We start from the raw sequence: 18,371 nt of genomic DNA, 5'->3' as shown, positions 1-18,371 counted from the left end.
GCATTCAAATCTACAGCCTAATTATATCGCTAAAGGATTATTGTGAAATACTCTAGGATTTTAGTCTTCTCAGTAGGCTTGTATTTATTACTAATTGCTTTATCAAGGCTGTTGGTTTTGATGAGATGATTCACAGTACATCATACATTTATACTCATTACGTCCTCGGGTTTGGTGCCTCTTTAATCGTTTATATATATCTAGGGTATAGGCAAACAGTGAGTCCGTATAAACAAGCCTTTTTAGTTGCGGCTGTTTATTGGTTTATTAACTTAAGTGCCGGTGCCTTACTATATACTGTTAGAAATAACAATGAAGCCTTTAATATATTTGATTCCAGCTTTGCTGCATGTAATCGCTGTTTTATTAGGGACGCTACTTGGTATTCAATTACGTAGTAAGAAAATAAAGCGAAATAAAAAATTGTTAAGTAGAACCTAAGCTGCTGGTTTTGCTTTCTTACTCTATCCCTAACCAACAATCTTGCAGCCTATTTATTTGGCATAAGTAAAAAAGGAATTTGAATTTGCTATTCGATTGGTTTAGCGCTGAAAAGCCCAATATTTATTTGGGAGCGTTAGCTGTAGTTAATAACAGTTACTTTTCTAAGGTAGAGTCGTTTTTTTATATAACGGGCGATTCACTTGAAGATCATATGCACCAGAAGCTTGAAGAGATTTTTTGCCTTCATAGTATTTCGTCTATTAAAGAGCCCAAAAAATCAGATATTGGTTTAGATGTGGTTATAGTTACTTTGCATGGTGGCGATGCATTCACTGTGGATTTTGATACTGCTATTATTCCGCTTTTTTGGCGACCAAAAGTTAAATTAGTGTCGCGCTTGTATGACATTGAGCACAATAAGACGATTAAAACGTTTAGTGTTTCCAAGTCTATTACATGGCGCGAATTTATAGCTAAAAAATTTAGCTTAAGGGGATTTTTTCATTGGGGCCCTTTGTATCATACAAAAGACATGGAGATACTGTTGTATAAAGCATGCTACGAGTTATTAAATAAAATGCGAAAAGCTATTTAACCTGTAGAAACAATAAGCATACTTAAATAGCTGAATACAGGGAATAATTTACGATGCATTGAGGGGCACCTAATCCAAATTTCAATTGTTTAAGTAGGAGCTGAGCTTTGGCTAAGCAAAAGCCGTGTTATTCACTTTTATTAAACGCAAATACTCAAACACAATTCTTCCAAACATAACTAAGCAGCATAGCGTTATTTTAGTAAACGCGTGTTCATATTGCGGTGTGTAATATCTTTACAAGCATTTTAAGTTAAGCGTTTGAACCGGGCGCTTATTTTTAGACTCATTTTATTAGAGATACTTTTTATGAAGTTAAAGTTATTTATTGCCGCTATTATTTCCTCCTCAATGTCGTTACACGCAGCGCATGCCCAAGGTAATGCAAAGTTTACCTTCGAAGATTTAAAGGCAATGGCAAAAGCTTCTGCCGAAAAGCCTTATACGCCCACAGTGGTTCCTGCTCCTGAGTTAATAGATAAAATTACTTATGACCAACACTGGAAAATACGCTTTAAAGAAGATGAAACCCTATACCCAAATGGCAAAAATGCCCCAGTACAATTATTTTATCCGGGACGATACTTTCCAGAACCAGTAAAAATCTACATCAGAGACGATAAAAAGCACGCACAAGATGTACCATTTAGTAATGAACTGTTTGATATGCCGGCTGACAGCCCAGCACACGACTTGCCTAAAGGGTTTGGATTTGCAGGCTTTAGAATAATGCGACCGGATATGAAGCCTGATTGGATATCTTTTCTTGGCGCATCTTATTTTCGTACCGATGGACCACAAGGGCAATATGGATTGTCGGCTCGAGGTATTGCGATTAATACAGGTATGAGTGAACCAGAAGAGTTCCCGCGTTTTTCTGCATTTTGGATTGGTCCTGCAGAAAAAAAAGGTGAAAGCTTATCTGTTTGGGCACTGCTTGATGGCCCGTCTATTACAGGTGCCTATCGGTTTGGTTTAGCTAAAGATAACAAAGAAGCCAAAGGGCATATTACTTCTGTAACGGCTAATTTGTATATGCGCGCCGATGTTGAACGCTTAGGTGTCGCGCCTTTAACCAGCATGTATTGGTACTCACAAAAGGATAAAACAGTTGCGAAAGATTGGCGTCCTGAAATTCACGACAGTGACGGACTCGCAATTCACACCGGGTCGGGACAATACATTTGGCGACCACTCAATAACCCTCAATCTGTATCTACCAATAGCTTTTTTGATGAAAACCCACAAGGGTTTGGCTTAATTCAAAGAGATCGTGATTTTGATAACTACCAAGACGATGGCGTTTTTTATAATAAACGCTCATCTGCATGGATAAAACCTGAAGGAAATTGGGGCAAAGGGGCTATTCAGTTAATCGAAATTCCAACAAAAGATGAAACGTTTGACAATATTGTTGCCTATTGGGTGCCCGAAAAACCAGCACGTAAAGGCGATGAATTTACCTTTTCTTATGATATTGAATGGCGCCCACTTGACCCAAAATCAGAAAAGTTAGCAAGTGTTGCAGATACTCGCCAAGGTTTAGGCGGTATCCCTGGGCAGCCAATTCCTGAAGGCGTAAATAAAATGGTGATTGATTTTGAAGGACCTGCATTAGAGGGATTGGATCATAAAAGTGGTATTAAGCCTATTGTTGAAGCCAGCAACGGTGAAATACTAGAGCCAATTGGCGCTTATCCAATAGTCGGGACTAATAAATGGCGATTAGCGTTTGACTACAAGCAATCTAATAATAACCCGGTGCACATTCGCGCGTATTTAGTCGATAAAAACGAAGATGCGATTACAGAAACCTGGGTAAGTGATGCAAAGGTAACGATTGAATAAATATAAAAAACAAAGCGGGTGGCCTTATAATTAGTTTTATGTAGCCACCCGAGTAACGGCAAAATAAATGTTTTAATGAAGGTTAGCTAAAATAATTTTCTTGTTTTAATTTGATGATTAGTTACAAATTTAACATGCTTGGCTACTTACTTGGTGAATTTTGCTATTTTAAGTTACTAGTACTTGTTTTTAAGTTTAGGTGTGTAAATAATAATCTTTCGATCAGATAAAATAATAAAAGTAATTAAATTAAGGATGAATACGAAATCTAAGTTACTTACTATTTTTTATAGCTGTTTGCATTGGTTCATTTGGTATTTTTTCTTACTTTGGCGTTTCTAAATATTTAGGCAATGGACTAGTTTTGTCTGCATCAAATGCAGGGTTACCTGTAATGATAATGTCAATTTGGTGTGTAGTTTCTTCTGTATGAGTTTTAGCTTTGAGTGGTTTGTGTGCTGCTGTGGTGTCATGCAAACACGAATATACAAAGTCAGCTCAACTGTAAACCGGAGTATTAAAATGTAAGGCTTGGTTAACTACCGCGAGCAAGCCTAAATTTTTGTTATTCTTCCCTGCCTTAATAGCCTGATATTCGTTTTAATAAAAGTAGATCTGCTTTAGCCTTTATTATGACCGTTTTGTAGCTAGTTTACCTTGATAAACCCTAATTTATAGTTAAAATGGTCGGCTTGTATAACGAATGGCCTACTTTATTATTGATACAGTCATAGGAGTAGGATTAATAGATGTAGATATAAAGCGTGCAATTTTAAGCGTATTATTTACTTCGTATTAGTAAATTTACGCTAGGATAAAATTGGTTTGATTTCATTAAACGATGGCTTGATTGTAGGTAAAGGCGCACATAGAACGTGTTACAGGCATCCTGAGGCGTATAATTTATGTATTAAAGTAAGCCATGAAGGGTTTTCGCAAGAGCAAGATCAGGAGCTGGCTTATTATAAGCGACTTAGTAACCGAAACATTCAGTGGCAGTTGTTAGCACGATACCATGGTACGGTACAAACCAATATTGGTACAGGGTACGTATTTGATTTAGTGATAGATGCAAATAATCAGCCAGCTAAAACTCTTGAGTATTATTTAAATCAGCCAAATAGCGAAGCTTTAGCTGAGCCGCTATTAAAGTTAAAAGATTATTTAATACATAACTTAGTGATCACCAAAGAAATAAAACCACGCAATATAGCGTGTGTTAATAATAACGGCACCATAGAGCATTGTGTAGTGGTGGATGATATTGGTAATACTGAGTTTTTTCCTATTAGCAATTATGTGAGCTCATCAGCTAAGCGCAAAATAAATAGAAAATGGCAGCGCTTTGAAGCGAGTTTAAATGAGTTTGGCATAAGCCTTAATTAGGCTTTAACTACCGTCTTTAAGCAATAATCACAGCCCACTTTAACACGCAGAGCAAGGCTAACAACTCATAGCCTTGCCATTTACAGCACAACGTTAATTACTTTTCTAACTCTTTTACATACAGCACAAGTGCGCTGTACATTACGCTGAGCGCTTTAGTGACATCCTCATCAATCACCGCTTCTGCTGGATGGTGACTTATACCGCCAGGGCTGCGTATAAACAACATACCAACGGGGCAAATAGGAGCTATGGCCATAGCATCGTGCCCGGCGCCTGAGGCAAGCGAAGGTGAGGCTTGGTTGTTAAGTTTGCATGCGCTGGTAAATAAATGCTGAATTTGAGTATCGCACGCTACGGCATCGGCGGCGTGTGTCCATTGCCAATCAAGCGTTAAATTACGCGATGTTGCAATTTGATCTGCACGGGTATGTATTGCATTAAGTAATATGGCTAGGTCGTCATCGTTTTGAGCGCGTGCATCAAGGCTAATGGTGGTTTTACCTGCAATAACGTTTGTTGCACCTGGGCGTGCTTGAATTTGCCCAACGGTGGCTACTTCGCCATTACTCGCACTTTTTGCTAGTTGCTCTATCGCAAGAGTCAGTTCGGCGCAGCCTGCTAACGAATCCTGACGTAAATTCATAGGGGTTGTGCCTGCGTGGCCGCTTTGACCTGTTAGGGTGATCATCGCGCGTTTAGCACCTGCTATAGCTGTTACTACTCCTAATGCTTGATTTACCGACTCAAGCACAGGGCCTTGCTCTATGTGGGTTTCCCAGTAACCAAGTAACTCGTTTTTGTTAAGTGCGGCCTTTGCGTAGTTTGCAGGGTTTAAACCAAAGTCCAGCATGGCTTGGCGCATGGTTATGCCATTTGTATCTTCTATATTTAACCACTGTGGGTCAAATTCGTTTGCCAGTGCTTTTGAGCCAATTAATGTGGTGGCAAAGCGAGTGCCTTCTTCATCACAAAAACCCACTACATCTAAGTGAAACGGTAAATCAAGCTTTTGCGTGTGCGCAAGAGCGGCTATTTCAATACCGAGTAATACACCTAAAATGCCATCAAATGCGCCGGCATTGGGTACGGTGTCTAGGTGTGAGCCTATAATTAAGCGTTTAGCGTTTGGGTTTGATGATTTTAGCCTGCCCCATACGTTACCAACTTCGTCTTGCCACGATTGCATGCCGGCCTCAGCCATCCACGCGGCGGTAACACTATTACACTCTTTGTGCTCTTTTGATAAATACACGCGGTGAATACCGCCTTGCATTTGCGATAGGCTACTGAGTGTTTTACAGCGTACTAAGGCGCGCGCGGCAAATGTGTTAGCTAGCTCATTATTTAATAATGGCGCCGGATGGTGGCTTACAATCGTCATGCTAAATCCTTTTTTATTTATAATGGGCAAGGGCGGCCATAGCGGCTTCGCCTTTAGGGCCTTTGTAACCGTTGGCATGCAAGCAGGCATCTAAACTTGCCAAAGTTTGCAGTACGGCATCTTTACGGGCGTTGTAACCCATGGTGCCAATACGCCAAATTTTGCCATGCAGTGGCCCAAACGAAGTGCCAATTTCAATACCAAAGTCGGTTAGCATTTGAGCGCGTACGTGATCGGCATTAATACCCTCGGGAATATACACACCCAGCACGTTGTTCATTTTATTGTTTAAATCGCCAAATACGTTTAAGCCCAGCGCTTGAATACCCGTTAGCATGGCATCGCCATGTAATTTATGACGGGCTACGCAGTTATCTACGCCTTCTTCAATAACAATGCGGGCACATTCTGAGGCGCAGTAAAGCATGCTGGTGGCTTCGGTGTGGTGGTTAAGGCGCTCTTCCCCCCAGTAATTCATGATCATGCCTAAATCAAAGTAGTTAGAGCGTACAAATGGCTCACTACCATCTGTATGCTCAGCGGTACGAATACCCGCTTCTACTTTTTTACGTTTTTGGATCCAATCGGCGCATTTGTCGCTCAGTGTTAATGGCGCAGAGCCAGACGGACCGCCTAAACACTTTTGCAAACCCACCGAAAGCGCATCGAGTTTCCACTCATCGGCGGGTAAATCGTTGCCTACAATTGAGGCGGTGGCATCGCAGTAAAATAATACATCGTGCTTTTGGCAAATATCACCAATGTGTTCAAGCGGTTGGTTCATGGTTGTTGAAGTATCGCCTTGTACCATGGCAAGTACATGGGGTTTTACATCAACAATGGCTTTTTCTATTTGTTCGGGAGTAAATACTTCGCCCCACGGCACTTCTATGGTGTGCACTTTTGCGCCTACACGCTCGGCTATTTCAGCGAGTAAGTGGCCAAAGCGCCCCATAATTGGCACAAGCACTTTATCGCCTGGGCGTAAAATAGAACATAAAACTGCTTCTATGCCAGCGCGTGATGTACCATCAACTAACATGGTCCATTCGTTTTTAGTTTTAAAAATTTCGCGATAGCGTGCCATGGTCTCATTCATAAAGCCGGTCATTACTGGGTCGTATTGGCCAATTAGCTGCGCCGACATTGCACGTAACACTCGAGGATCAGCATTAATAGGGCCGGGGCCCATAAGTAAGCGCTGTGGTGGATTTAATGTTTGTATTTGTGTTTCGTTGAACATTTTATGCTCCAAGTGTTTGAATTAACATGCGTATGCCCGTGATCATTAAGACAACAGCAAAAGCGCGTTTTAATTGTTTTTGATCCAGCTTGCTACCAATTTTTACGCCAATAGGCGCAAATAAAATAGTCAGCGGAATAATAAGAAAAAAGGCAGGGAGGTTAACTAACCCCCACGTACCTAGGGGAGCATCGGTTGGCGTTGTGCCAATACTTAATAAGGTAATTACGCCCGGTAGCGCAATGAGTAAACCAAATACCGCTGCTGTGCCAACGGCAACATGGGCGCGTACGTTAAATGCGTTGAGCATAGGTACACCAATTGTACCGCCACCTATGCCTATCATTACCGATAAGCCACCGACAATACTTGCCATTATGCCTTGGCCAAATTTACCCGGTAACTTACTTACAAGGGCAGGGGCGCCGGCTCTAAATAGCATGTTAAGGCTAACTAAAATAGCAATACACGCAAACATAAGTACCAGTGCGTTACCGCGTATTGAGTGCGCTAAGTAGCTGCCTACAACAGCCATTACTAAAATAAACGGCGCCCAGTATTTAATTAAAGCAAGATCAATATTGCCCTTTGCATGGTGTGAGCGAATAGACGAAATAGACGTAGGCACTATGGTGGCAAGCGATGTTGCGGTGGCTATCATCATGGCCGACTCAGGGCTTACGCCAAAGCCTTGCAGTAAAAAGTACAGCACAGGCACAATTACTATGCCGCCGCCTACACCAAATAGGCCTGCTAAAATACCAGCAAAAATACCGGTTGCTATTAAGGCCGCAATAATGGGCCATTGGTTTATTATTTCTGTCATTGTGTTCCTGCTGTAGTTACTATTGCACGCCCATCTGAGCGAGGATCTGTAGCGGCTTCAAGACCAGTAGGTGCATCTAATATAGCCCCTGCGTGACCCATCATTTCATTGTTATTATCAACGCTTACCCAATCGTGGTCACGTTGATTTAATTCATGTTCAAGTTGAATTACTAAGCTTTGCTCTACCTTTATATTTGTGCTGGTATCACCCCAAGTGCGCCCTAATAGCCAACGCGGGTCGCTAATGGCTTGCTCAATCGTTTTTTTTCGCCACGCGTAACCGCTAAATACTACGGCTTGAGTTTGTGGTTGGCCCTCGCCACCCATGGTGCCGTAGGCAAGGCGCCTGCCATCGGCAAATTTAGCCATGGCTGGGTTTAGCGTATGCGCTGGTTTTTTATGTGCTTTAAGAGCGTTTGTATCTTCTGCGTTTAAACTAAAACTTAAGCCGCGGTTATTCCAAACAAAGCCACCCTCACTCATTAATACACCGCTGCCAAATTCCCAATAAACACTTTGAATAAAGCTAACTAGTTGACCATTTTTATCCCGTGCAGCCATCCAAACAGTGTCGCCTGGCTCTGCACTAAATGGCCATTGCTTGGCTTGGTTCATATCAATATTGTTGGCAAGTTCGTTTAAGCGCTCATCAGTTAGTGCATTTTTATAATCACTCCCAAGCACACTAGGATCGGCCCATAATTTTGGGCGGTGAGTAAAGCTTTGTTTTGTGGCCTCTACAATTAGGTGCATCCAATCGGCATCGGTTTTGGCTAAATGCTTTAACTTATCAACGGCACCAATTATTTGTAGTGAATGCACGCCTTGAGTGGGCGCGGGTAAGTTATAACAATTTATGCCCGATAAATTAGCATTCAGTGGGGCCACTACATCGGCTTGCGTGTTTGCAATGTCGGCAGGTGAAATAACACTGCCTGCGTTTGCTAAATCGCGGGCAAACGAGTCGGCAAGTGTGCCTTCGTAAAAAGCGTTTAAACCATGTTTTGCTAAATGTTCAAAGGTATTGGCAAGTTGTGGATTTTTAAAGTGTTGCCCTGCTTGTAAAGGCTGACCATTGGGTACGTATAGTGCTTTAAACGCATCGTTGGTATTAGCAACTCTTGCCAATTTTTCGCAGCCCGCTTGCAGGCTTTTTGTCACGGTAAAGCCCTCACGAGCGAGTTTAATAGCAGGCGCTAAAATAGTACTTAGTGGCAGGGCTGCGTGCTCATCTACCTCAAGGGCTTTTTGCCAGCCACGAAGGGTGGCCGCTTGAGTAAGCGCGCTTAAACCGCCGCGCTCTGGTATGTGTTGCTCATTACTGTAGGCGCTTATGTCACTAGGCGCGCGCCCGCATGCATCTATGGCTGTGGGTGTGCTTTGATTTGGGTTATCAATAAGCCAAAAGCTGTCGCCACCAATCGAGTTCATATGTGGGTAAACCACGCTAATAGCAGCGGCGGCCGCTACCATTGCCTCGGTGGCTGTACCACCTTGTTTTAATATTAAGGTGCCTGCTTCGGTCGCTGAAAAGTGCGGGGCAGTAAATGCAATATTGTGTGTGCTCATGCAAGTGTGTCCTGTTTAAAGTGTGCAGCTAATTGTTGTACGCAGGCAAGCAGGCTTTTATCGTTGCCGTGGCTCATCATCAATGAAAACCCATATGGATGACCATTTTCTAAATTAGCCAATGGTAAGTGAACTTGCGCCGAGCGGCTTAAGCCGGCAATGGCAGATAAAGTGATGATTTGCATACGTAAGGCGCTTGTGTCGGCGCCCAACTTAGGTGCGGTTGTGGGTGTGGTTGGCAAAAATAAACAACTATTTGTGTTTAGGTTTTTAGCAATTATTGTTTGCCACTGAGTGTGTACTTTTAATGCTTCTTGTTCTTCTTGACTTGTTAAGGCCAGCGCCATGTTAAAACGGGCCTCAATTGCTGGAGCGAATTGGGGAAGATGCCCCGGCAATTGTAGCCAATCTTTATGTGTTTTTGCGATTGCTCGCCCTTGCAGTATTCTAAAACTATCAGCGAGTTCGCTTAATAAGTTGCTGTTAGGCAATTTAAATTCTTTGTGGTGTTTAAAATAAGGCTTGGTTTGTTCTAGTAGCTGCTTAATAGGTGTTTGTAAGGCAGGGCTTACTAGCTCAAATAATGGTTCATAAATAACTAAGGTATCCACAGTATTAATAGCTTGATTTGGTAACAGTGCATTGCCTACATCGCTTAGTAGTTTTGCACTTTGGGTAAGCCAGCCTATGGTGTCAAAAGGGGGAGCAAGCGGAATTAGACCCTCTTTTTCAATAACGTTGTGGCTGGGTCTTATACCAAATAAGCCACAATAACTTGCGGGAATTCTAATTGAGCCTCCGGTATCAGTGCCTAGGCCTATATCAGCTAAGTTAGCGGCAACGGCAGCTGCAGATCCCATGCTCGAGCCGCCAGTTGCATGGCCGCTAAGTTTTGGGTTTTGTGCCGCACCGTAGTGAATATTATTCCCCTCTAAGCTGTATGCAAGCTCGTCGGTATGGGTAAAGCCTGTAAAGCTACACCCCTCGTTCATTAACTTATTTACGGCACTCGCTGTTTGCTGTGCAGGCTTTGCTGCTTTGAACCAAGTAGGGTTACCTGCGCTGTTGCGCTCGCCTTTAACTGCAAATACATCTTTTACTGCAAGGCGCTTATTATTAAGCATACCTTGATTATGTGTTTGCCATGCTTTTGGACCATGGTCACAAAAAATACCGGCCGTGTTATTGTTTTTTTGGGTACTCATTATCACCACTCGTTATAACAAATTTGACCAATGGGTTAGGGTGATTAAAAGACGAACTTATTATTTTTATTTTACAGATCCTGATCCGCTTTTTAATCGGTTAACCTATTATATTGCCTAAATGCTAAGCAAAAGCAATGCCAAAAAAATAAAGCTGTCCGCTCGGTCAGGATTTATTGGTGTTTAGCTATGTTTTTGAAAAAGTAAGATTTGATTAGCTGAGGTTTTGGCGCTAAAACACACCAAGTTGGTGCGAGACTGCACCAACTTGGTAGTAAAAAATAGTATTATAAAGAGGGTTATAAAAGCGGGGCGCTGCTAATAATTAAGCCGTTAACATCGGCGTATAGCCAATCGTTAGGATTAATAGTGGTGCTAAGCATAGTCACTGCTTGGTTTTTATCGCCAAATCCTCGCTTTAAGGTGCTACGCGGAGTAGAGCCTAAAGCCATAACGGGTAAATCCATAGTGGCGAGTATTTCAATATCACGGCAGCAGCCATTAATAACTACGCCTTCCCAGCCATTTTTTAAGGCGCGCTCTGCCATTATATCGCCAATAAAAGCAAAGCGTTTGCTCGCAAAACCATTTATTACCAGCACCTTTCCTTTACCATCTTCATGCAATATATCGGCGGCAAAGGAGTTGTCTTCTGGGCAGGTAACAGTTACTGCTTGGCCACTAAACGTGGTTTTTTTGCCAAAGTGACATAGGCCGCTGTCGGCTACTTGGACGTTATCGCGGTGATCGTCAAATAAATCGGGGGTGGTAAAGTTATCCATGGATTAAGCCTCGCGTTGCTCAGGTATTTTTAAACCTATACCTTTTAAAATAATATGGGCAATTGATTGCGTTATTTGTGCCACATCGGTTTCGTCATATTCTAACTTATTCATTACTAACAATACCTCGGCTTGAAAGTCTGCGTAATATTGTGTGGTTGACCAAATAGTAAAGAGCAAATGGTATGGGTCTACATTATCCATTTTATCGGCATCGATCCACGCCTGAAAAACATCTACTTTTTGTTTTACCCATGGGCGAGTATTGGCTCTAAAATAGTTTTGTAGGTAAGGTGCACCACGTAGTATTTCGCTGGCAAATAAGCGCGATTGCAACGGCTGGTTTACAGCAAGTATTACTTTGCTTTTAACGTAATTATAAAGCACATGTGCGGGGTCATCGTCTGGGCTTACATTATCTAAGCCTAAGTTCCAGTGAGCAATAATACGGTCTATCACGTTTTCGTAAAGGCCGTCTTTACTTTTGAAATAATACAAAATATTAGCTTTAGGCACACTTGCCTCTTTGGCTATCATGCTCATGCTTGTTCCGTCGTAACCAAGCTGAGAAAATAATTGCTCTGCTGCATCGAGTATTAACGTTTGGTTTTTCTCTCGAGTAAGTTCTTTTTTATTTGGTTTAGTTTGAGTGCTCATTAGCATTTATTTGTATTTAAGGCGTTGATTGATTTTATCTTTATTGACCGAAAGGTCAATTACTAAAATAGATGAATGCTAAATACAGGCAAGTGGTTTAAGCTATTCACATTGATTGTTTAATTAAACAATTACTGTTAGTTTAGTTTCAAATTTACAAGTAGTACTTTTGGATTGGCAAATGGATTTTATAAGCAAAAATAAATATACGCTATATGGAGTTGTCGCAATATTACTGTGGAGCTGTTTAGTGGCGTTACTACGGGATATTTCTGAGTTGTTTAGCCCTATTGGCGGTGCTGCGGCTATGTACTCTGTAAGTTCTATATTTTTAATTTTGGTTATGGGTGTGCCTAAATTTAGTGGTTTTTCAAAGCGCTACTTGGTAGTAGGTACTTTATTATTTGTTGCATACGAAATTTGTTTAGCGCTTTCTATTGGTATGGCAAATAGCCGTCATCAGGCAATGGAAATGGCGGTTATTAATTATTTATGGCCCACACTGACTATATTGCTCTCTATCATTATTGGCCGTAAAAAAGTAAGTTATTGGGTTTACCCGAGTATGATCATTGCTTTTTTAGGCGTTGTTTGGTGCATTACGGGCGATCAAGAAATGTCGATGGATACGCTTGTTACTAACTTTGCAGATAACCCCGCTACTTATTTAATGGCATTAGCTGCTGCGTTTATATGGGCTATTTATTGCGTAGTAACGCAAAAGCTAAGTAACGGTAAAAATGCCATTACGTTATTTTTTAGCGTTACGGCAATGAGCTTGTGGGCCCAATATGGTTTTAGTAATGAAGCACCATTAAAATTTTCACTGGGCTCAAGCTTAACACTATTATTAGCGGGTGTAGTCGTGGGGAGCGGTTATGCACTGTGGAACCAAGCGATTATTGGCGGTAATTTAATGTTGTTGGGGACGCTATCGTATTTTACTCCAGTGTTTTCTACTATTATTTCTGCGCTATATCTATCTATTACGTTGAGTGCTTCGTTTTGGCAAGGGGTTGTGCTGGTAACGGTTGGCTCGCTCATTTGCTACTTTGTAACTCGAGAAAAGCCTATTAAAAAGCAAACTGAAGCGTTAAATTAAATTTTTAGAGTAAGTGGCTATGTAAATAATGCGTTTGATGAAGAGGCTTATACGTCGGTAGAACCTGCAAGTGGCTCTTACCCAACCGGCTATGTTGCTGTTGTTAACCCTCAAACGTTAGGTGCGTCTGTAACTTATCGCTTTTAATGTTTAAAAGAGAATGAGACTGTTATTAAAAAACGAGTCTCATTTTGTATATTACCGCGTGATTATTAATGTACTTTCTCCTTAATTGCGTGGTTAAGCAAGTAAATAATAAATAGTTAATTTTGATTATTTACCTGTGCTAGTAAGTCGAGCACTTTTTGTTGACCAAAGGTTTGTGCAAATTGCTCGGCTGTTTGCCCTGCTTTATTTTGATGGTCGTTGTCGCAATCTAGGCTAACAAGTGTTTTAGCTATACTAAATTCGCCTCTAAATATTGCGGCCATCAAGGCTGTATTTCCTCGGTTATCTTCAAGGCAAGCATTGGCGCCTAATTGCAGTAAGGTATTTACCGTGCTTTTATTGCCGTGGTAAGTGGCAATCATGAGTGCAGTATAGCCTTTGTTATTGAAACTATTAATAGGAATGCCTGCATCAACAAATTGCGTTATAACGGCTGTGTCATTGGTGCGCGCGGCAGCAAAGTAATAAGCAAGTAAGCTTTCGTACTGTGTTTGGGTGGATGTTGGCTCATTTACAGTACTTTGCGGCTCATTGGCAAAGCTTGAAAAGCTCATCATTAAAGTAATTATTATAAGTAAATTACGCATACAGTTTACCTTTTTTAAAAAAAGAGGAAGGGGAGTCAGCCCTTCCTCAAGGTTGGGTAAATTATTAAAGTTTAGCGGCTAGTTGCTTCACTTGTTTCATGTCGCCGTTTACAGCGTTGGTTAAGCGCGTACCGTATTCAGTGTCTGCTTTGTAAAAGTGGCTAAGCATTTTGTGCATTACTTTAGCGTCTTTCACTTTACCTAAATCGCCTGCTAGGTTGTTTATTAGGTTAGTACGCTCTTGCTTGCTAAAACCACGGTATAGAACACCTGCTTGTGCAAAGTTTTGCTGCTTTTTAATTGCTGCTTGTTGCACGTAGCCTTTAAGCTCTGTTTGGCTTCTGCGAGCAATTGGGTTTTCTATTACGTTTTCGTGGCTCGGTTGGTAGTTCACGTTACTTGTAGTGTTACCGTAGTTCATTGCGCCGTCTTGGTTGTAGTTAACTACGTCAACTTTTGCACGGTTAATTGGCAATTGCTGGTGGTTTGCGCCTAAACGGTACATTTGCGTATCTGAGTAAGAAAATACACGCCCTTGTAATAGTCTGTCTTCAGAAGGCTCAATTCCTGGAATTACATTTGCCGGTGCCATTGCAACTTGTTCAGTAGATTGAAAGAAGTTAGTTGGCATACGGTTTAATGTCATCGTGCCTACTTTTGTTTCTTTTACATCTAACCACATTTTAGTTGCATCAAGTGGGTTGTAGTCAAAGTCACCTAACTGAGAAGGATCAAGTGTTTTAATGTATAAGTCCCATTTAGGGAAGTTGCCTGCATTTACTTGCGTGTATAAATCTTGCGTTAAATGTTGAAAGTTTTTACTTTGTACTTCAGCTACTTCTTTAGCATCAAGGTTATCGATACCTTGCTGACTTACCCAGTGAAACTTAACGTATTTAACATCGCCTGATTTATTAATCATTTTGTATGCGTGTACGCCCCAGCCATCCATTTTTCGTAGGCTTGCTGGTGTACCGTAGTCACTGTAAACCCACGTTAGCATGTGAGTTGAGCCTGGCTCGTAAGAGAAAAAGTCAAAAAGACGGTTAGGATCTTGAATGTTATCTACCGGAGATGGCTTTAACGAGTGCACCATATCTGGAAATTTAATCGCATCACGAATAAAGAACACAGGTAAGTTATTACCTACTAAATCCCAGTTACCTTCGTCTGTGTAAAACTTTGTTGCAAAGCCGCGTGGATCACGCAGTGTTTCAGGGCTACCTTTAGAGTGAATTACTGATGAAAAACGAACAAATACGTCGGTTTCTTTACCAGCCTCTGCAAAGGGTGCTGCAATTGTTAAATCGTTTAGTTCTTTTGATGCTACAAATACGCCGTGTGCGCCAGTACCACGAGCATGTACAACACGCTCAGGAATGCGCTCACGTGCAAAACGTTGTAGCTTTTGAATTAGTTGTACATCTTCAAGTAATACACTGCCGCGCTCGCCTGCAGTTATTGAGTTTTGGTTATCGCCAACTGCTGCGCCATTATCTTTTGTTAATGTAGTTGCTGCACTTACTGGTATTGCCATTGCTAGTGCTAAAGCACTCAGCGTTAATGTTGTTTTGTTATTAATAGTCTTCATTGTCAACCTCGTCTTAATAAATGTGCCAGCGTTGTTGCAGGCTGTTTAACTGTTAACGAGTGTATTAACAAAATGAGTTTCGGTAAAATTGATTGTTTAGATTGTTGCAATCATAAAATTAGATTGGAAGGCGTTTGGTTTACGGTTTAATAAGTTGCTGGCGCGCTTATTCGACCTTAGTCGTAATCGTAAAATTGAAATTAATGAAATTACAGACTATTTCATATTTAATGCATAAATATTCACCAGCATGGTGCGTTTTAATTTATCAAGATGTTGACTTATTATTACAATAAAGAGAATATGCTCACTTGCTGGGCTTATGCTCACGGTGAGGTTGCACCAAAGTAGGTGCATAAAAAGGGGCAATATGAATACTAAAATAGAATTAGTTATTTTTGATTGTGATGGCGTTGTTATCGATAGCGAAATATTAAGTGCGCAAGTATTAATAAACATGCTCGCTGATATTGGTGTAAACATTGACCGTGCGTATGTACAACAACACTTTTTAGGCTGTAACTTTAAAACAGTCACACAAAATTTATTTGATACCTTTAATGTAACCTTAGCTGAAAGCTTTGAAGCCGACTACCGAGAAGCACTTTTAAAAGAGTTTGAAACGGCACTGATGCCAACAAACAACATTAAAGGTGTTTTACAGCGATTATCGGTACCGTGTTGTATAGCTACAAGCAGTAGCCCTAAACGCACAGTCAAGGCATTAAACGTTGTAAATCTTGAGCAGTACTTTAATAAGGTATTTACCTCAAGTGAGGTGAAAAACGGTAAACCAGCACCAGATTTGTTTTTACATGCCGCTGAGCAAATGGGCGTTAAGCCTCAACATTGTTTAGTGATTGAAGACTCTAAAGCGGGCGTGTGCGCAGCACTTGCCGCAAACATGCAGGTCCTGCATTACAGTGGTGGCACTCACATGCAAGGCGCAGTGAACTTTGTTCACCAAGCTTATCCAGATGTTGCGCATTTAACGCACTGGGATGAGTTTTATAAACAGTTTACGGCATTACAAACACAGTAATAGAACAGTGCGTTACGCTTTTACACTGACAAAGCAAAACGCTCAATGCATAAAGTATTAAATAGATATAGTAGTAGCATTATAAGAAGACACAGTATTGAGTTAATTATTAATTTAAACATTAAACATATATTTAAATTAATAATTAGTGCTGTGTTTAAAACAATAGGAAAATACCATGGCATCAAGTCCACACACACAAACATTTAAAGATGTTAACGAAGAGCAGCTTCCCGTTGCTAATAGCAAGCTTCATGGTTGGAAGCATTTTGCTGGTTTATACGCTGGAGAACACGTAGCGGCAACTGAGTTTGTTATTGGTGCAACGTTTGTTGCATTAGGCGCTTCGACCATCGACATTTTATTAGGTTTATTAATTGGTAACCTTTTAGCTATGTGTTCTTGGTGGTTAATTACAGCCCCAATTGCTGTTGAAACCCGATTAAGCTTATACAATTACCTAAATAAAATTGCGGGTAATTCAATGACCAAGCTCTACAACTGGGCTAACGTCATCATATTTAGTGTTATATCGGCCGCCATGATCACTGTATCATCCACGGCCGTTCGGTTTTTATTTGATATACCTGCTCAACTTGATTGGTATCCTAATAGTTTATCATTTGTTGCTATTGTACTGGCAGTAGGCTCTATTGTTGTATTTGTAGCTATGTATGGTTTTTCTACGGTTGCTGACTTTTCTAAGTTATGTGCACCGTGGTTATTTGTTATTTTTATAGCGGGTTCATTTGCACTTTTCCCAGAACTTTCTAACCATGTAATTGGCTCTACTTCATTAAGTAGCTTTAGTGACTTTATGACCATAGGTGACTCCTCCATTTGGACGGGCACGAATGCTGATGGTGAAAAAGGTATTGGCTTATTAGAAGTAATTGGTTTTGCGTGGGCAGCTAACTCTATCACTCACTTTGGCTTAATTGATATGGCAATCTTTAGATTTGCTAAGCGTAAAAGCTATGGTTTGTTTTCAGGCGTAGGTATGTTTTTTGGTCACTACCTAGCGTGGATCTCTGCTGGTATTATGGGCGCGGGTGTTGCTGTATTACTTAAAACAACTATTTCGTCGCTTGATCCAGGTGACGTTGCTTACCATGCTTTAGGTTGGACAGGCTTTGTTATTGTAATTATTGCAGGCTGGACTACAGCAAACGCAAACCTTTATCGTGCTGGCCTTGCTGCCCAATCTATTTTTGTTAATCAGTCTCGTGAGCGTACAACAGCAGTAGTAGGTGTTGTAACGGTTATAATTGCGTGTTTCCCATTTGTATTTTCACAAATGCTACCACTGCTTACTTACGCAGGTTTATTAGTAGTACCTGTAGGCGGTATTGTATTTGCTGAACACGTACTGTTTCCAAAAATTGGTCTAACTCGCTACTGGGCTAAATACAAAAACATTACACGTAGCGTACCGGCTATTGCATCTTGGGCGCTGGCATTAGTATTTGGTTTTGGATTAAATGCTATTGATGTAATGTCGTTCTACTACCTATTTATTCCTACTTGGTTTTTCACAATCATTGTTTACACACTGCTTGCTAAAAAATATGGCGCAGGTGAAGACTACACGCAAGAAATTGCTGCTGAAGAGCAAGAGTTACAAGCAATTAAAGAATACCAAGAAAGCCAGGCAAAAGACTTAAAAGCGCCTATTATCGACAGATCTGTATTTACAAAAGTACTAAACGCTGTATCAACAATTTCATTATTGATTATTTTTGGATTTGCCAGCCAAGTGATGTTTTTTAGCGACACGATGAGCGTATACGGCGATAACAAATCTCAATTTGAAATAGCTTGTTTTATTTGTACTGTGATTTATTTTGCTAGTGCTTACTGGTCTTTAAAACGCCACAAAACACTTAATGCAGTCGCATAGTATATAACCCCTTTTTTATAATTAATTTTTGTTTTAGTAA

The 18,371-nt window shown here is 40.9% G+C and carries 15 protein-coding genes; 6 read left to right on the top strand and 9 right to left on the bottom strand.

Annotated elements, in window-relative coordinates; all coding sequences use genetic code 11:
- Positions 1 to 526 precede the first annotated feature (526 nt).
- The 3 genes from J8L73_RS08845 to J8L73_RS08835 all read left to right on the top strand — a co-directional run bounded on the left by J8L73_RS08845 (position 527) and on the right by J8L73_RS08835 (position 4,273).
- Positions 527 to 1,039 carry a hypothetical protein gene (locus J8L73_RS08845; protein ID WP_211016333.1) on the top strand — a complete coding sequence of 171 codons (513 nt, stop codon included), beginning with the start codon at positions 527 to 529 and terminating at the stop codon, positions 1,037 to 1,039.
- Positions 1,040 to 1,348: 309 nt separating this feature from the next.
- On the top strand, positions 1,349 to 2,887 hold the full coding sequence (locus J8L73_RS08840; RefSeq protein WP_211016331.1) for a glucan biosynthesis protein: 1,539 nt from the start codon (positions 1,349 to 1,351) through the stop codon (positions 2,885 to 2,887).
- A gap of 825 nt (positions 2,888 to 3,712) precedes the next feature.
- Entirely contained in the window at positions 3,713 to 4,273 is a 561-nt protein-coding gene (locus J8L73_RS08835; protein WP_211016329.1) for a YrbL family protein, read from the top strand.
- A gap of 97 nt (positions 4,274 to 4,370) precedes the next feature.
- Here the strand turns inward: J8L73_RS08835 and J8L73_RS08830 are convergent, their stop codons facing one another.
- From J8L73_RS08830 to J8L73_RS08800, 7 genes are all read right to left on the bottom strand, one after another.
- Positions 4,371 to 5,657 (bottom strand): allantoate amidohydrolase, encoded by a 1,287-nt coding sequence (locus J8L73_RS08830; protein WP_211016327.1) that lies wholly within the window; start codon positions 5,655 to 5,657, stop codon positions 4,371 to 4,373.
- A gap of 13 nt (positions 5,658 to 5,670) precedes the next feature.
- Entirely contained in the window at positions 5,671 to 6,900 is a 1,230-nt protein-coding gene (locus J8L73_RS08825) for an alanine--glyoxylate aminotransferase family protein (protein ID WP_211016325.1), read from the bottom strand.
- Position 6,901: 1 nt separating this feature from the next.
- Positions 6,902 to 7,726, bottom strand: a complete 825-nt coding sequence (locus tag J8L73_RS08820; RefSeq protein WP_210999840.1) for a sulfite exporter TauE/SafE family protein — start codon at positions 7,724 to 7,726, stop codon at positions 6,902 to 6,904.
- Positions 7,723 to 9,297 carry a gamma-glutamyltransferase gene (locus tag J8L73_RS08815; RefSeq protein WP_211016324.1) on the bottom strand — a complete coding sequence of 525 codons (1,575 nt, stop codon included), beginning with the start codon at positions 9,295 to 9,297 and terminating at the stop codon, positions 7,723 to 7,725. The genes J8L73_RS08820 and J8L73_RS08815 overlap by 4 nt, the downstream gene beginning before the upstream one ends.
- Positions 9,294 to 10,502 (bottom strand): amidase family protein, encoded by a 1,209-nt coding sequence (locus J8L73_RS08810; protein WP_211016322.1) that lies wholly within the window; start codon positions 10,500 to 10,502, stop codon positions 9,294 to 9,296. Before J8L73_RS08810 ends, J8L73_RS08815 begins: the two co-directional genes overlap by 4 nt.
- Positions 10,503 to 10,801: 299 nt before the next feature.
- On the bottom strand, positions 10,802 to 11,284 hold the full coding sequence (locus J8L73_RS08805; protein ID WP_211016320.1) for a putative 4-hydroxy-4-methyl-2-oxoglutarate aldolase: 483 nt from the start codon (positions 11,282 to 11,284) through the stop codon (positions 10,802 to 10,804).
- Between the two features lie 3 nt (positions 11,285 to 11,287).
- Entirely contained in the window at positions 11,288 to 11,941 is a 654-nt protein-coding gene (locus J8L73_RS08800; protein ID WP_211016318.1) for a TetR/AcrR family transcriptional regulator, read from the bottom strand.
- A gap of 181 nt (positions 11,942 to 12,122) precedes the next feature.
- Between J8L73_RS08800 and yddG the strand changes: the two genes are divergently transcribed.
- A complete protein-coding gene (gene yddG / locus J8L73_RS08795; protein ID WP_211016316.1) occupies positions 12,123 to 13,043 on the top strand; it encodes an aromatic amino acid DMT transporter YddG in 921 nt (306 codons plus the stop codon).
- A 263-nt stretch (positions 13,044 to 13,306) separates the two neighbouring features.
- Here the strand turns inward: yddG and J8L73_RS08790 are convergent, their stop codons facing one another.
- Positions 13,307 to 13,798 carry an ankyrin repeat domain-containing protein gene (locus tag J8L73_RS08790; protein WP_211016314.1) on the bottom strand — a complete coding sequence of 164 codons (492 nt, stop codon included), beginning with the start codon at positions 13,796 to 13,798 and terminating at the stop codon, positions 13,307 to 13,309.
- Between the two features lie 64 nt (positions 13,799 to 13,862).
- Positions 13,863 to 15,389: a catalase gene (locus J8L73_RS08785; RefSeq protein ID WP_210999829.1), complete on the bottom strand. Its 1,527-nt coding sequence runs from the start codon at positions 15,387 to 15,389 to the stop codon at positions 13,863 to 13,865.
- A 370-nt stretch (positions 15,390 to 15,759) separates the two neighbouring features.
- Here J8L73_RS08785 and J8L73_RS08780 point away from each other — a divergent pair, with 370 nt between their 5' ends.
- Together J8L73_RS08780 and J8L73_RS08775 are read left to right on the top strand one after the other, a co-directional pair.
- Positions 15,760 to 16,431, top strand: a complete 672-nt coding sequence (locus J8L73_RS08780) for an HAD family hydrolase (protein ID WP_211016312.1) — start codon at positions 15,760 to 15,762, stop codon at positions 16,429 to 16,431.
- A gap of 178 nt (positions 16,432 to 16,609) precedes the next feature.
- Positions 16,610 to 18,331, top strand: coding sequence for a hypothetical protein (locus J8L73_RS08775; RefSeq protein WP_211016310.1), 1,722 nt, complete (start codon positions 16,610 to 16,612; stop codon positions 18,329 to 18,331).
- Positions 18,332 to 18,371: the final 40 nt, after the last annotated feature.

The sequence above is a fragment of the Pseudoalteromonas sp. MMG006 genome, assembly GCF_018101025.1.
Taxonomy (GTDB): Bacteria; Pseudomonadota; Gammaproteobacteria; order Enterobacterales; family Alteromonadaceae; genus Pseudoalteromonas.
Note: the sequence above shows the minus strand (reverse complement) of the source record. Positions and strands in the feature narration are given on the sequence as shown.

Excerpts from the sequence above, each read along its gene's own strand:
- J8L73_RS08840 (WP_211016331.1), top strand. The coding sequence starts at position 1,349 with ATGAAGTTAAAGTTATTTATTGCCGCTATTATTTCCTCCTCAATGTCG.
- J8L73_RS08830 (WP_211016327.1), bottom strand. The coding sequence starts at position 5,657 with ATGACGATTGTAAGCCACCATCCGGCGCCATTATTAAATAATGAGCTA.
- J8L73_RS08825 (WP_211016325.1), bottom strand. The coding sequence starts at position 6,900 with ATGTTCAACGAAACACAAATACAAACATTAAATCCACCACAGCGCTTA.
- J8L73_RS08820 (WP_210999840.1), bottom strand. The coding sequence starts at position 7,726 with ATGACAGAAATAATAAACCAATGGCCCATTATTGCGGCCTTAATAGCA.
- J8L73_RS08815 (WP_211016324.1), bottom strand. The coding sequence starts at position 9,297 with ATGAGCACACACAATATTGCATTTACTGCCCCGCACTTTTCAGCGACC.
- J8L73_RS08810 (WP_211016322.1), bottom strand. The coding sequence starts at position 10,502 with ATGAGTACCCAAAAAAACAATAACACGGCCGGTATTTTTTGTGACCAT.
- J8L73_RS08805 (WP_211016320.1), bottom strand. The coding sequence starts at position 11,284 with ATGGATAACTTTACCACCCCCGATTTATTTGACGATCACCGCGATAAC.
- J8L73_RS08800 (WP_211016318.1), bottom strand. The coding sequence starts at position 11,941 with ATGAGCACTCAAACTAAACCAAATAAAAAAGAACTTACTCGAGAGAAA.
- yddG (WP_211016316.1), top strand. The coding sequence starts at position 12,123 with ATGGATTTTATAAGCAAAAATAAATATACGCTATATGGAGTTGTCGCA.
- J8L73_RS08790 (WP_211016314.1), bottom strand. The coding sequence starts at position 13,798 with ATGCGTAATTTACTTATAATAATTACTTTAATGATGAGCTTTTCAAGC.
- J8L73_RS08785 (WP_210999829.1), bottom strand. The coding sequence starts at position 15,389 with ATGAAGACTATTAATAACAAAACAACATTAACGCTGAGTGCTTTAGCA.
- J8L73_RS08780 (WP_211016312.1), top strand. The coding sequence starts at position 15,760 with ATGAATACTAAAATAGAATTAGTTATTTTTGATTGTGATGGCGTTGTT.
- J8L73_RS08775 (WP_211016310.1), top strand. The coding sequence starts at position 16,610 with ATGGCATCAAGTCCACACACACAAACATTTAAAGATGTTAACGAAGAG.